Raw genomic sequence first — 13656 nt, forward strand, 5'->3', positions numbered from 1 at the left:
GCGAATGCTTGCTCGCCATGAGTGAACCGGCCCGTCCAACGGCTTTCCTGTTCCGGCAACCGATCCTCGATCGCGAGCAGGCGCTCGCCGGCTACCGGCTGTCGTTCCGCGGCAGCGAAGAACTCCCGGAAAGCAATGCCGCCGCTGCCCTGTGCGCCACCTACGGCGAGCTCGGCATGCAAAGCGCACTCGGCCATCGCCGCGCGTTCCTCGGCATCGATACCGATTTTCTGCAGCAGGACGCGATCGAGCTGCTGCCGCCGACTGGCGTCGTTCTCGAACTCCTTGTCGACGAACCGCCGAACCAGGCGATGCTGAAGCGTTGCGACCGCTTGCGCGACCGCGGCTACGCACTCGCACTCACCGACTACCGCGGGATCGACCCGCGCAGCCGCCCGCTGCTGCCAATGGTCGAGGTAATCAAGATCCGCGTTGGTGCAGCCGACGAAGACGAACTCCGCAATCTTGCCGGTTCCTTGCGCAAGTTGCCGGTACGACTGTTGGCCCAGGATGTCGACAGCCATGAGCAGCTGCAGCGCTGCTGCCAGCTCGGCTTCGAGCTTTTCCAGGGGCGCTACTTTGCGCAGGGCGAAATCGTCAGTGGTCGCCGTCTTTCCGCGTCACAATTGGCCCTGATCCGCGTGCTCGATCTCGTCGAACGCGACGTAGAGACGCCGGTAATCGAAGACGCCTTCAAGCACGAGCCAGCCCTGACGCTCAATCTGCTGCGCATCGTGAACTCGGTAGGGCACCGTGGCAGCCGTCTCTCGCAACCCGTGACCTCCTTGCGCCACGCCATCACGCTGTTTGGCAGGCGGCAGTTGCGACGCTGGTTGTCACTGCTCCTCTTCGCCCCCGCTCACGGCGCCGCCGACCCCGCCTGCTCGCCACTGCTGCAAGTGGCCGCCCTGCGCGGACGCATGATGGAACTGCTGCTCGAGGCCGGACCGCCCGGATCTCATCGCAATCTCGCTGAACTCGCTTTCCTCACCGGCATCCTGTCGATGATGCCGGTCGCGCTTGGACTGCCGATCGAGGAAATTCTCGAACAGATCGCAGTCGATAGCGAAGTGCGCTCGGCGCTATGCCAATACGATGGGCTGTTGGGGAAACTGCTGGCGCTGTTGCAATGCTTCGACAACGACGACGCCACGGGCTGCGACCGGCTGCTCGCGGTACTGCCACCCTCCCTGGCCCTCGACCGACAAGACCTGAACATCGCGCTGAGCATGGCACTGCGCTGGTTGAACGGCGACGGCGATTAGGCGTCGGTCAGCGCCCGTCGGCAGAATGCTGCGGTTGCGGATCAGAGCAACTCGTCCGTGACGCAACCCGTGATCGCCGCGGGCAGATGTTCTTCGGGCACCTCGATGGTTTCCGTGCCCGACTTCCCGGTACGCGAGATGCGGTAGCTGAATCCGTCGCGCATCGCCGATACGCCGACCTTGCCCGCAGCCTTGAACAAGGCTTCCAGGGTGCGCCGATCTGCCTCGGAAAGGCTGGCCAAGGCGACCTGTCCGCGACTCCGGATGCGCGCACCGGGGCCGCCGAAGCCAGCCAAGCCGCCGATACGTTCGACGACGAGTACTTCCATATCGTGCGGCTCCGCCGTGCGCCCGGGATTACAGGCCGACGGCGACCCAGGCGCCGTTAACGGCAGCCAGCACAGCACGATCGCCAGGAAACATGCTCTTGGCCAAGGTCCGAGTGCGATTCGCAAAGGTCTTCATTTTCATGTTCGGTTGCGGAGCAAATCCGGTCAAGGCCTTGTACCAAATCTTTCCGGCCTTGTCCCAGCTATTCCCGCCGATCGCGGTCGCTGCCTTGTAAAACGCCAAGTTGGGAATCCCGCTGCTGTAATGCGGATCCATGCCGTTCTTGTACTGCGAATAATGCGTGGGCTGCGGCGCCAGGCAATGCGCGGCGGCCGGATTCGCCATGTCGCGCAGGCAGGTGTACCCCTTCGCAATCGCGTCGGGACCCATGATCTCCTTGCCAATCAACCAGTCGGCCTGAGCGACCGTCTGTTTTGCGCGCCACTGCCTAAACATCGATCCGAAGACATCGGAAATACTTTCATTCAGCCCACCAGCCTCGTTGCTGTAGGCCAGTTGCGAACTGAACTGGGTGACTCCATGCGTGAGCTCGTGGCCGATGACATCATCGGCGCGCGTGAAATCGACGAAGATCTTCCCGTCGCCATCGCCATAGGTCATCTGGTTGCCGTTCCAGAAGGCATTGTTGTAGTTGACGCCGAAGTGGATCGACGACATCAGGGTCTTGCCGGCACCATCCACCGAGTTGCGACCAAACAGCGTCTGATAGAAATCGGCAACCGCCCTGGTCTCGACGAACGCGGTCTTCGCGGTGATGTCACTGGATGTCCCGGGATTCGCCACCGGCGCCCCCGGCAAGGTCGTCGAGTGGTTGCAGTTGTAGACGGTCACCGCCGGCGGCGTCACCGCCTGAGCGCCACTGACCAGCATGTTGCGGGCTGCCGCCGACAGTCTGGTCTGTACGCTGCGCACCTTGCGCCATTCGTTCTCGAACTGGGCAGCGTCGGCAAACGCCTTGCGCTGCGACTCCGTCAGATCGAGGTCCTTGGCGAATCGATCGAGAACATCTTTCGGGATGATGAAGCATTGGCAAACCATGGCGATCTCCTTGGAGAGAAGGGAGAGATGGACGAAATCGACGCGATGGCACGCAAGCTCGCGAGCTTGGCACTCTGCCGGCGCCGAATGCCTTGGCGCCGAGTTGCCGGCCACTGCGCACTGCCGGACGAAATCGAATCGCAGCCGCAAAACCCGGTAAACGATCTGACGACTGAAAACTAGTGGCCACGAGTGCCCCTGTCAAAGCGATTTTACTTATGCGGGAAGTCGTCGCTCGGCCAGAGCGCCGAGCGGAAGAGTTGCATCGGGGATCCGGGATCGTGCGCGCCATCCGGCGCGACAGTCAGGATTCCGGGCGAGATTCCGAATTCCGGAGTTCTCGTTCGAGAAAATAGTTCAGCGCCGTACGCAGTGCAGCGATGGCGGCCAGCTGCCCGATGTCGTTCCAGCTCGGTGCAATCGCCGTCTTCAGTATGTCGGCACCAAGCAGCAGTTCCAGAGCCAGGGCCAACGACTTGCCAAGGTCGAGCCGGATGCGCATGCGCGGGACATGGCCGGTGAGCTTCGAAGCACTGTCCCTGACAAATTGCACGAACGCCCTGAGTGAAGCCAGACAGATGATTACCGCAGCCATCCCTTCGATCAGTTGCGCCAGTTCGAGCGTCGCCGTCTTGATCAGTTCTTCCATTGCATCGCCGACGATTCAGTCGTGACAGGTTCAGCAGGGCGACCAGGAGGCATGCGGCGGGCCAACCAGTCGCCGACTGCGAGCCCGGTCCCGAAATCCCAGGCTTTGAGCTTCTCCGGCGCAATCAGGCGGAACTCGGCGAGTTCTTCGTTGAGGCGGATCGCGCCGTCGGCAAGCACGTGATAGGCTATGATCACTTCATGCTTGCGCGAAAAGGGGTAGACGCCGATCAGCGCGAGCGCCGAAACTTCCAGTCCCAGCTCTTCCCTGACCTCGCGTACGACCCCGGCCGTCGGTTCCTCGCCACGTTCGAGAAAGCCGGTGATCAACCCGAATGCGCCGCTTGCCCATGCCCGGTTGCGCGCAAGCAGGATGCGGCCGCGGTACTCGACGAGCGCGGCGAGTACTGGCGCCGGGTTGTCCCAATGTACGAATCCGCAATCGGCGACGCAATGAAGCCGAGGCAGACCGCCGACGTCGCGTGGTTCGAGGCCGGCACCGCACAGCGGACAGAAACGCCAGACGTTCACGCCGGATCCGCGGCCAGTTCGCGAACATCCGCGACCAGGCGATCGACGGTTTCGGGAGTGGTGTCCCAGCCACACATGAAACGTGCACCGCCGGCCGCGATGAAATTGTAGAAAAGCCAGCCGCGAGCGCGCAAACCCGCCTCGACGCGGCTTGGCAGGCGCACGAAAACGCCGTTCGCCTGCACCGGGAAGAGCGTCGGCAACCCGGTCGACTCCGCCAGGCCGGCTGCCAGCCGCCGCGCCATCGTGTTGGCGTGCGCCGCATGCCGCAGCCAGGCGCCGTCTTCGAGGATTCCCAGCCAGGGCGCGGAGAGAAAGCGCATCTTCGAGGCCAGTTGGCCCGCCTGCTTGCAGCGGTAAGCAAAGTCGTCGGACAATCCGCGGTCGAAGAAAATCACGGCCTCGCCGACCGGCAATCCCATCTTGGTGCCCCCGAAACACAGCACATCGACACCTGCCCGCCAGCTTACTTCGGCCGGACTCAACCCGAGGCCGGCGACGGCATTGGCGAAGCGCGCCCCATCCATATGCACGCGCAGGCCATGATCGCGCGCCGTCTCGGCGATCGCGCGCAGTTCGTCGGGACGGTAGACCGTGCCGACTTCGCTGGCCTGCGTCAAGGTCACCACCTTCGCCTTGGGATAGTGGATGTCAGTGCGCCGGGTCACCACTTCGACGATCGACGCCGGCGTCAGCTTGCCCTGTTCGCCAGCTACCGGCAGCAGCTTGGCGCCATTGGAGAAAAACTGCGGGGCACCGCATTCGTCCGTGTCGACATGCGCCAACTGGTGGCAGACGACGCTGTGGTAGGGCTGGCAGAGCGCCGCCAGCGCCAGCGAATTGGCGGCCGTGCCATTGAACACGAAATAAACGTCGCAGTCGGTCTCGAACAGTTCGCGCAGGCGGTCGGCGACGCGCAGCGTCCACTCGTCGTCGCCATACGAGCGGACATGGCCGTCGTTGGCCGCCAACAGTGCCCGCAAAGCTTCCGGGCAGATACCGGCGTAGTTGTCGCTGGCGAAATGTTGCATCACGGACGCCGATCGCCGCTTCTGGCGATCACAGCCGCTGCCCGACCCAGTTCGGCACGGCGGCCAGCGCCCCCGGCAGCCTGACCGGATCGTTCCCGCCGCCCTGCGCCATGTCGGGCCGGCCGCCGCCCCTGCCGCCGATCTGCTGCGCCACCATATTTACCAGTTCACCAGCCTTTACCCTGCCAGTAAGGTTGGCGGTAACGCCAGCGATCAGCGTGACCTTGCCGTCGCTGGTCGAGGCGAGGACGACGGCGGCGCTCTGCAGCTTGTCGCGCAGCTTGTCGATCGTCGAACGCAACGCGTTGACGTCGGCGCCTTCCATCACCGCGGCGAGGACTCGGGCGCCCTTGACCTCTACCGCCTGCGCCAGGAGATCGTCGCCTTGTGCCGACGCCAGTTTCGCCTTGAGACGCGCCAGTTCCTTCTCGAGCGAACGCACGTTGTCGAGCACCTGCGCGAGCTTCGCCGGCAGTTCGCCGACCGGAGCCTTGAAAGCCGACGCCACATCTGCGAGAGTCACTTGCTGCTGCTGCACCAATTCCAGTGCCCGATCGCCAGTCACCGCCTCGATGCGCCGAACGCCGGCAGCGATCCCGGTCTCGGCAATGACCTTGAACAGGCCGATATCGCCAGTCCGCCGGACGTGAACACCGCCGCAAAGCTCCTTCGATGAGCCAATGGTGAGCACGCGCACTTCATCGCCGTATTTTTCGCCGAAGAGCATCATCGCGCCCGATCGCCGCGCGTCCTCGATCGGCATGATGCGCGCCTCCGTCGCAACGTTGGCAAGAATCTCGTGGTTGACCCGGATCTCGACGCGCCGAATCTCGTCCGCCGTCATCGGCGCGGTATGTGCGAAGTCGAAACGCGTCTTTTCGGCATCCACCAGCGAGCCCTTCTGCTGTACGTGGTCGCCCAGCACCTCGCGCAGCGCCTTGTGCATCAGGTGCGTCGCCGAATGGTTGCGCACGGTGCGGGCTCTCGCCAGCACGTCCACGCTGGCGGCAACGCCATCGCCGGCGCGCAATACACCAGTCCGGACGACGCCCTGGTGGCCGAAGACGCTCGCCTGAATTTTCTGCGTATCCTCGACGGCAAAAATGGCTTGCCCGCTCTGGAGAGTCCCCCGATCGCCGACCTGACCACCGGATTCGGCGTAGAACGGCGTTTCGTCGAGAACGACGACGCCGACGTCGCCTTCCGCAAGCTCATCGACCGGACTGCCGTCGCGATACAGCGCCAGCACCCTGCCTCTGAATTCGAGCAGTTGGTAACCGTGAAAGGCAGTCGCCGGCCCGCTGTAGTCGAGCGCCGCCGCCATCCTGAACTTGCCGGCGGCACGCGCCTGCTCCTTCTGCTGCGCCATCGCGGCGTCAAAGGCGGCGACGTCCACACGGACGCCGCGCTCACGGCAGACATCGGCCGTCAAATCGAGCGGAAACCCGAAGGTGTCGTGCAGCTTGAACGCCGTTTGACCATTGAAGACGCCCTTGCCGCCCATGGCCGCGAGCTCGTCTTCGAGGATGCTCATGCCGTGCTCGATGGTCTCGAAGAAACGAACCTCTTCCTGTCGCAGTACCTCGGTGACGCGCGCCTCGTTGCTCGCCAGCTCCGGGTAGGCAGCGCCCATTTCGGCCACCAGATCGGGCACCAGGCGATGGAAGAACGCCGCCCGGGCGCCGAGCTTGTAGCCGTGCCGGATGGCGCGCCGAATGATCCGCCGCAGGACGTAGCCCCGGCCCTCGTTGCCCGGAATGACGCCGTCGGAAATCAGGAAGGAACAGGCACGAATGTGATCAGCCAGCACCCGCAGTGATGGGCTGTCGAGATCGTTGGCAGCCGTCTCGCGCGCGGCGGCGGCGATCAGGCGCGCGAACAGGTCGATTTCGTAGTTGCTGTGCACATGCTGCAGCACGGCTGCCATGCGCTCCAGACCCATGCCGGTATCCACCGAGGGCTTGGGCAGCGGGTGCATGACGCCTGACTCGTCGCGATTGAACTGCATGAAGACGTTGTTCCAGATTTCGATATATCGGTCACCGTCTTCGTCCGGCGAACCGGGCGGTCCGCCGGGAATTCCTTCGCCGTGGTCGTAGAAAATCTCGGTGCATGGACCACAGGGCCCCGTATCCCCCATCATCCAGAAATTGTCGGAAGCGTAGCGTGCGCCCTTGTTGTCACCGACGCGCACCACTCGTTCCACCGGCATCCCGATTTCGCGGGTCCAGATATCATGCGCTTCGTCGTCCTCGGCATAGACCGTGACCCACAGGCGATCGGGAGGCAATCCATAGACGTCGACCAGCAGTTCCCATGCGTAACGAATCGCGTCGAGCTTGAAGTAATCACCGAACGAGAAGTTGCCGAGCATTTCGAAAAAGGTATGGTGACGCGCCGTATAGCCGACATTCTCCAGGTCGTTATGCTTGCCGCCGGCACGCACGCACTTCTGCGCGGTGGTCGCGCGCAGGTACGGACGCTTGTCGAAACCGAGGAAAACATCCTTGAACTGGTTCATGCCGGCATTGGTGAACAGCAGCGTCGGGTCGGCTTGCGGCACCAGCGAGCTCGAGGGGACGATGCGGTGGCCCTTCGCCTCGAAAAACTTCAGGAACTTCTCGCGAATTTCAGCGCTTTTCATCGTGCTCCATCCCGCCCATGGGCTCGTTCAAGGAGCCGCGATTCTAACTTGAAAGTCCGCTTCACGACCCGGGCAATCTCCCCTTCGCGAGAAACGTGTCAACAGGCAACGACCAAGGATCGGTCGGGCAGACGAGACTAGCGGTCGATGATGCGATCGATACGATCGCTGAACACCCCTGCGACTCCGCGCCGAAAAAGTTGAGCCGCGGTCAGCGGTTCGTCGACCGTATAGCAGAGCACCGGAATCGCGTGCTCGCGTGCCTCGTTCAGCAGATCGTCGTCGAGGAAGGTTGCGGCACAATGCAGGGTGCAAGCTCCGAGAGCGTCGACACGTGCCGGCCAATCGGCTGGCGGGCATTCCCACAGGCTACCGAGCGGAAGGTCGGGGGCGGCGGCGCGGGCGGCGGCGAGTGCCGTCTCCGAGAACGAGGAAACCAGCGGCAGTTCGGCGCCGGCCCACAGGGCAAGTACGCTGCGGCCGACGATCTCGCCGGTGCGCGCCTCGAAGCCTGCTGCCGGCTTGATTTCGACATTGGCCGAGAGACCCAGCTCCCGACACACCCGCGCTGCCGCCGCCAGCGTCGGCACCGGTTCGCCAGTGAACGCCGGATGCCGATGAGCGCCAGCGTCGAGCTGGCGCAAGTCGGTGTCGTGCGTCTCGCACATCGAGCCCGATCCGTTCGTCGTGCGCTCGAGCGTCTCGTCGTGCATCAACCACGGCGACCCATCGGCCGACAGCATGACGTCGAACTCGACCGCACGCAGGCCCAATCGCGCGGCGACGTGCAGCCCGGCCAAAGTGTTTTCCGGCGCCAGCGCACCGCCGCAACGGTGCGCGAAGACGCGCGGCACGCGCCAGCCGAGGCGCGGACGAATCATTTCTTCGGCGTTTGTGCCTTGCCCTTCGTCTGCGCTTCCGGCTTCGCCGCCAGAATCAGGTTGCCCCGTTGCACGGCATCATCCAGCGCCTGTTTGGGAGCCTTCTTGCCCGCCCAGGCAGCTTCCAGTTCTTCTTCTGTGACCAGTCGCACCTTCTCGATATCGGAAACGCGCAGCGCGCGCAGCGCATTCGGGCCCTGCAACTGCGCATAGGCGACCTTGAGCCCGGCGGCATCGGCTTGCAACAGCTTGCTGCCGGCGGCCGCGCGCGCCGCCGCGGTCATCGGCAGGAAGCCGGCCGCGGCGCTGAGTTCGACCTGCAGATCGGGTTCCATCAGGAAACTGACGAATTGCGCGACCCCCTTGTACTCGACCGGCTTCTGGCCGGCACCGACCCACAGCGAATAGCCGCCGGCGAGCGTCTGCTGCGGTGTGCCCGGAACGTCATCGTGATACGGCAGCGCAGAAACCCCGGTCTCGATCTTGCGGTTTTCATGCAGCGGACCGTAGAGCGAGGAGGAGCTGGTCAACATCGCGCATTCCCCCGCAGCAAAACGATTGTCCGCTTCGTCGCGGCGACCGAAATAGAGGAAGAATCTGGCCTTCGCCCAGGTGGTCAACATCGCCGTGTGCTTCACCTGGACGAGGCCGTTGAAGTTCAGATGGCCCTTGGCATCCGCCACCTCGACGCCATTCCACGCGCTCAGGTTGTCGATATGCACCCACGCCGGCCACGAGGTGGTATAGGGGCAGGTGCTGCCGGAGTCGGACAGCTTGTCGGCCGCTTTCTGCGCTTCCGCCCAGGTTTTCGGGGGTTTTTCCGGATCCAGACCCGCCTTGCGGAAAGCGCCCTTGTTAATGAACAACACCGGAGTGGACAGACCGATCGGCAGCGCGTAGAGATTCCCTTGCGCATCGCTCAGGCCGACGCGCAGCTCCGGCGCCAGCTTGGCGCCATCGAACGGGACGTTGGCTTCCTTCATCACCTGGTGCAACGGCTTGAAGGCGGCTTTCGCGGCCACGAAACGTGCCTGCTCCTCGCGGGTGACCAGATTGAGGTCCTTGGGTGGGTCGCCCTGCACCCGGCGCACGACCTTCACCTGGTAATCCTTCTGCCGCGCGTTGAAGCGTTCGACCAGCTTTTCGAGTCGCTCGGCGCGATCCTCGTCGAGCTGATGCGAAAGTTCGATCTCGGTCACCGCCGCCGCGACGGTCGAGGACGAAAAGGGAGTGGCGAAGGCAAGCAGCAGCGCAGCCGGGAGAATCTTGAGTAAGCGCATGGCAATCCTTTGTGGTGGCAAAGCCGCGATTATAGTGGCAGCCGCAAGCAATCGATCAATCGGCGCGCCGCGACAACCGCGAGTGTCCTCGGTCCGCCATCCCGACCAATCGCCGCCCGGCCCCCGGTTCGCGCGCTGCGGAGACTGCCCGTCGTCGCCCGGCAATGGTTACAATGTGCCTCTCTCCTCCCCTTCGCCCGGAGAACGTCGTGCTCGACCAAGCGCCCCGCTCGCTCCGCAACCTCCTGAAGGTCAGTTCGCTGCTGTTCGGCCTGAGCGGCTGCGATGTCGTCCAGCAGAAACTGGGGCTCGAGGCACCGGCGGTCAAGCTGGCTCGCCTCGAAGCGGACGGCAAGGCGGTCGGCGGCGCCTGCCGGCAGTCGGGCCGTGCAATCGAGGACTGTTACTCGATCTATTCGTGGTTGCCGAAGTCGGCGATCTACGATGGATGGCGCGACATGGACGTCTACATGCGCGAGAACAAGCTGGAAACGGTCGAACCGCAGTTGCCGCCACCGCAGCCGCCGGGCAGCAAGAGGAAGCAACCGCCGCCTGCCGCGGAAACTGCCGCCGAAGGCGCAGCGCAACCGAAATCGCCCGAGAAGAACTAGGCTCGCGGAAACTCACGGTGCGGGATTCGAATATCGCACATGCAGCGCATCGATATCGGCCAGCAGTGCCGGCGGCAGCTGCACGGTCACGGCGCCGAGGTTTTCTTCGAGTTGTTCCATGCTCGTGGCACCGATGATCGTGCTGCTGACGAACCAGCGCGAATAGACGAAAGCCAGCGCCAGCTGGCTTGGCGTCAGACCATGACGGCGTGCCAGTTCGACGTAGGCGGTGACAGCCGGAGCGACGTTGGCTTTCGCGTAGCGCTGACCGAAGCCGGCAAACTCGTTGATCCGGCCGGCCGCCCGGGGGTCGGCAAGATACTTGCCCGAGAGCGTGCCGAAAGCCAATGGGGAATAGGGCAGCAGGCTCACGCCTTCGCGGTGGCAGACCTCCGCCAGGCCGTACTCGAAGACCCGATTGAGCAGACTGTACGCGTTTTGCAGCGAAACCGGGCGCGGCAGACCGTGCTCGCGGGCCAGACGAACAAACTCCATGACGCCCCAGGGATATTCGTTCGACAGGCCGAAATGGCGGATTTTTCCGGCGCGCACCAGGGCGGACAGCGCTTCGAGCATGTCCAGGATGGCCGTTCCCTGGCGTTCCTTCGCCGGATCGAATTGCCACTGCCCAAACATCGGTTGGTTGCGTGCCGGCCAGTGCAACTGATACAGATCAATGTAGTCGGTACGCAGGCGCCGCAATGATCCTTCGACCGCAGAGCGCAAGCTGGCAAGATCGAAGTCCAGCCTGCCGCCACGGATCCAGTGCAGCCCGCGTGACGGACCACTTGCCTTGGTCGCCAGGATCACCCGCGTACGCTCCTGTCCGGCCAGCCACTTGCCGACGATCTTCTCGCTTCGGCCACAGGTGTCCGCGCGCGGCGGCACCGGATACATCTCCGCCGTATCGATGAAATTCACTCCTGCCGCAAATGCGCGATCGAGCTGGGTATGCGCTTCGGCCTCGCTGTTCTGCTGCCCGAAGGTCATCGTTCCGAGGCAGATCTGCGATACCTGCAGTGCGCTGTCGCCAAGCCGTGTCGTTTTCATGCTTCCTCTCCATCAGCAAACGGCGGCCACTGCCAAGACCGGCTCGCGCCCACCGCAGCGCAAGCCGATACAGCCATTGTAAGACTTCCAGCTTCCTCGTCTATAATGCCGACAGCAATCCGCGAACCGCCGATGGTCCGCGCAAGCGGCGGATACGATACACCAATTGGGATCTCTCGCCTGACCAGCAAAGCATGTCTGATCGCAGCCGTCCATCGCAAGCACTGCGAGCAAGCGTAGATCGTTTCGAGGTCTTGCGCGCCAGCAGGGAGCTGTTTCAGCGCCGGCTCAGGGAAATCGTGAAGCAGTCGGGCGTCGAAGATCCAGCGGCGCTAAGCGCATTTAGCCGCGAGGTCGGCGAAGCGCACGATCATCTGGCGGCAGCATCGAAGGCCAGCGAGAGCGGCGAGTCGGAAAGTGACTTCACTGCCTCGCGCCTGACCCTGATGGGCGACGACGAGCTCGAACTCGACATCAGCGTCCGCGGCATCGGCAGCCGTCTGCTGCCGGCCGGTGGCCGCAATCTGTGGCGCAGTCAACTTCGCTACATGACCCTGCTCGCGCGCCCGACGATGAGTGCCGCCGGCAATCCGGTCGGCCCCGAAGCGATCTGTCCGGGTCTGTGGGCCATCAGCCGACACGGCATCCGCCTCGAACAAACGCTCGCACTGCTCGCCAAGATCGAACAGGGGCTGGTTGCGGAGCTCCCCGGGCTGTATGGGGAAATTGACAGACTGTTGGCCAGTTACGGCATCGATCCGGCGCCGGGACAAAGTGTGCCGATCAGTTCCGCCGCCTGGTCGAATCCGGAGCGAGCGGCAAGCCAGTCGCCTCCCCGGCCTCCGGCGAACGCACTGTCCAGCCTGCAACAGGCGGTCGAGCGACGAATGGACGTCGATCAACTCGCCAGTCCACTACCGTTCACGGCCGCCGGCGGAACCAAATCGGGCAACCCGGCGCTCGACGCAGCCGCCTTGATCATGCTCAATCACCTGTTCGACCGCCTGAGCGCACTCGAGGCCAGGGAGGTCGGAAACGGCAACGGGATCGAGGCGAAATCGCCGCTGGGTGCGCTGAAGGCCCGGGATCTCGACCTGCCCCTGGGCAAACACGAAGCCGTGACGCTGGACACGATGGCGATGATCTTCGAGGCGATCTTCGACTCGGCCGAGCTGCCCGACGCGATCAAGGCAGCGATCGGCCGTCTGCAGATCCCCTTGCTCAAGCTGTCGATCGCCGATCCCTCGCTGTTTGCCGACGATCAGCACCCCGCGCGCCGGTTGATCAACCGCATGGCGCGAGCGGTCGTTGGCCTGCCGCACAATGCGGGCTCACAGCATCCGCTGTGCGAACGGATCGGTCGGCTCGCCGTTGCCGTCCGCCACACACTGGAAGAGAGTGGCGCCGCACTTGATCCGCATCTGGCCGAACTCGAAGCTTTGATCGCCGAGCGCGACCGGGCGATCCAGCAAGCCACTGCGACGCACGTACAACTGGTGGTCCAGCATGAAGCACGCCTGTTCGCCACCGAGCTCGCCGAGCACTGGCTGCGCGTCAGAGTGGCGAAGACCGATTTGCCGGAGATCGTTGCGTTTCTCGAAACATACTGGCTGCGGGTGATGGTTGCCGCCGCGGCGGATGGTGGCAGTCAGGGCGGGCGATGGCAGCGGGATAGCGCGACCGGCGACGACCTGATCTGGAGCGTGCAGCCAAAGGAAACCGGCGAAGAGCGCAAACGACTGGCAAGCCTGGCGTCGTCACTGCTCAGACGGATCGGCAGCGGACTGGACGAAATCGGTGTTCCGGCCGGCGAGCGCACCGCCTTTCTCAACACGCTGTTCGACCTGCAGACACGCGCCCTGCGCAGCCACGGACAGCCAGCGCCGCCGCGGTCATCGGCCGATCGGCGGCAGCCATCCGGAATTCCCTCTCCATCGAGCGGTGCATGCTTGCTGCAACGGGACGGCCAGCAGGTTCGCTATCTGAGAATGCCGGCCATCACCGGTTCTTCGGACCGGAAGCCCGTCGCCGAGTGGCAGGCAGGGGACTGGCTGCGCTTCCGGGTCTCCGACCAGCCGCCGATGTGCGGTCTCTGTTGCTGGCAGAGCCCTTCATCCGCAACCGTCCTGCTCTTCAACCCGGAATGGGGCTACGCCCTGGCCATGCCACGCGCCGCACTCGACCATCAGCTACGCTCTGGCCGGGCGCAGATCGCTTCACGCGTCGCGCTCTTCGACGCGGCCGCCGAGCGTGCGATCGGTCTTCTCGAGCGGCGCTGAGCAATGGCGAGGAATCGGCCGGACACCGTCGCAAAGCCGCGGCGACG

General features: G+C 64.1%; 12 protein-coding genes. 3 read left to right on the forward strand and 9 right to left on the reverse strand.

Annotated features, from left to right (window positions below; genetic code table 11):
* The first annotated feature begins 17 nt into the window (after window positions 1-17).
* A complete protein-coding gene (locus NFV80_RS15005; protein WP_295331552.1) occupies window positions 18-1265 on the forward strand; it encodes an EAL domain-containing protein in 1248 nt (415 codons plus the stop codon).
* Window positions 1266-1306: 41 nt separating this feature from the next.
* Here the strand turns inward: NFV80_RS15005 and NFV80_RS15010 are convergent, their stop codons facing one another.
* The 8 genes from NFV80_RS15010 to NFV80_RS15045 form a co-directional block, all read right to left on the reverse strand.
* On the reverse strand, window positions 1307-1594 hold the full coding sequence (locus NFV80_RS15010; RefSeq protein ID WP_295331553.1) for a protealysin inhibitor emfourin: 288 nt from the start codon (window positions 1592-1594) through the stop codon (window positions 1307-1309).
* Between the two features lie 28 nt (window positions 1595-1622).
* Window positions 1623-2654 carry a M4 family metallopeptidase gene (locus tag NFV80_RS15015; protein WP_295331555.1) on the reverse strand — a complete coding sequence of 344 codons (1032 nt, stop codon included), beginning with the start codon at window positions 2652-2654 and terminating at the stop codon, window positions 1623-1625.
* A 304-nt stretch (window positions 2655-2958) separates the two neighbouring features.
* Complete coding sequence (locus NFV80_RS15020) at window positions 2959-3303, reverse strand: DUF1622 domain-containing protein (RefSeq protein WP_295331556.1); 345 nt, start codon at window positions 3301-3303, stop codon at window positions 2959-2961.
* Entirely contained in the window at window positions 3291-3833 is a 543-nt protein-coding gene (locus NFV80_RS15025) for an NUDIX domain-containing protein (RefSeq protein ID WP_295331557.1), read from the reverse strand. Before NFV80_RS15025 ends, NFV80_RS15020 begins: the two co-directional genes overlap by 13 nt.
* Window positions 3830-4864: a low specificity L-threonine aldolase gene (locus NFV80_RS15030; RefSeq protein ID WP_295331558.1), complete on the reverse strand. Its 1035-nt coding sequence runs from the start codon at window positions 4862-4864 to the stop codon at window positions 3830-3832. The genes NFV80_RS15025 and NFV80_RS15030 overlap by 4 nt, the downstream gene beginning before the upstream one ends.
* Window positions 4865-4892: 28 nt before the next feature.
* Window positions 4893-7508 (reverse strand): alanine--tRNA ligase, encoded by a 2616-nt coding sequence (alaS, locus tag NFV80_RS15035; protein ID WP_295331560.1) that lies wholly within the window; start codon window positions 7506-7508, stop codon window positions 4893-4895.
* A gap of 137 nt (window positions 7509-7645) precedes the next feature.
* A complete protein-coding gene (gene ugpQ / locus NFV80_RS15040; protein WP_295331561.1) occupies window positions 7646-8389 on the reverse strand; it encodes a glycerophosphodiester phosphodiesterase in 744 nt (247 codons plus the stop codon).
* Window positions 8386-9669, reverse strand: coding sequence for an extracellular solute-binding protein (locus tag NFV80_RS15045; protein WP_295331562.1), 1284 nt, complete (start codon window positions 9667-9669; stop codon window positions 8386-8388). The genes ugpQ and NFV80_RS15045 overlap by 4 nt, the downstream gene beginning before the upstream one ends.
* Before the next feature lie 209 nt (window positions 9670-9878).
* Here NFV80_RS15045 and NFV80_RS15050 point away from each other — a divergent pair, with 209 nt between their 5' ends.
* On the forward strand, window positions 9879-10280 hold the full coding sequence (locus tag NFV80_RS15050; RefSeq protein ID WP_295331563.1) for a hypothetical protein: 402 nt from the start codon (window positions 9879-9881) through the stop codon (window positions 10278-10280).
* A 12-nt stretch (window positions 10281-10292) separates the two neighbouring features.
* Here the strand turns inward: NFV80_RS15050 and NFV80_RS15055 are convergent, their stop codons facing one another.
* Window positions 10293-11330: an aldo/keto reductase gene (locus NFV80_RS15055; protein WP_295331564.1), complete on the reverse strand. Its 1038-nt coding sequence runs from the start codon at window positions 11328-11330 to the stop codon at window positions 10293-10295.
* Window positions 11331-11524: 194 nt separating this feature from the next.
* Between NFV80_RS15055 and NFV80_RS15060 the strand changes: the two genes are divergently transcribed.
* Window positions 11525-13609, forward strand: a complete 2085-nt coding sequence (locus tag NFV80_RS15060) for a DUF1631 family protein (protein WP_295331565.1) — start codon at window positions 11525-11527, stop codon at window positions 13607-13609.
* Window positions 13610-13656: the final 47 nt, after the last annotated feature.

It is taken from the genome of Accumulibacter sp., from assembly GCF_023806565.1.
Lineage (GTDB): Bacteria > Pseudomonadota > Gammaproteobacteria > Burkholderiales > Rhodocyclaceae > Accumulibacter.

Coding starts and splice junctions, on each gene's coding strand:
- NFV80_RS15055 (WP_295331564.1), bottom strand. CDS start 11,330: ATGAAAACGACACGGCTTGGCGACAGCGCACTGCAGGTATCGCAGATC.
- NFV80_RS15010 (WP_295331553.1), bottom strand. CDS start 1,594: ATGGAAGTACTCGTCGTCGAACGTATCGGCGGCTTGGCTGGCTTCGGC.
- NFV80_RS15045 (WP_295331562.1), bottom strand. CDS start 9,669: ATGCGCTTACTCAAGATTCTCCCGGCTGCGCTGCTGCTTGCCTTCGCC.
- NFV80_RS15060 (WP_295331565.1), top strand. CDS start 11,525: ATGTCTGATCGCAGCCGTCCATCGCAAGCACTGCGAGCAAGCGTAGAT.
- NFV80_RS15030 (WP_295331558.1), bottom strand. CDS start 4,864: ATGCAACATTTCGCCAGCGACAACTACGCCGGTATCTGCCCGGAAGCT.
- NFV80_RS15020 (WP_295331556.1), bottom strand. CDS start 3,303: ATGGAAGAACTGATCAAGACGGCGACGCTCGAACTGGCGCAACTGATC.
- alaS (WP_295331560.1), bottom strand. CDS start 7,508: ATGAAAAGCGCTGAAATTCGCGAGAAGTTCCTGAAGTTTTTCGAGGCG.
- NFV80_RS15015 (WP_295331555.1), bottom strand. CDS start 2,654: ATGGTTTGCCAATGCTTCATCATCCCGAAAGATGTTCTCGATCGATTC.
- ugpQ (WP_295331561.1), bottom strand. CDS start 8,389: ATGATTCGTCCGCGCCTCGGCTGGCGCGTGCCGCGCGTCTTCGCGCAC.
- NFV80_RS15005 (WP_295331552.1), top strand. CDS start 18: ATGAGTGAACCGGCCCGTCCAACGGCTTTCCTGTTCCGGCAACCGATC.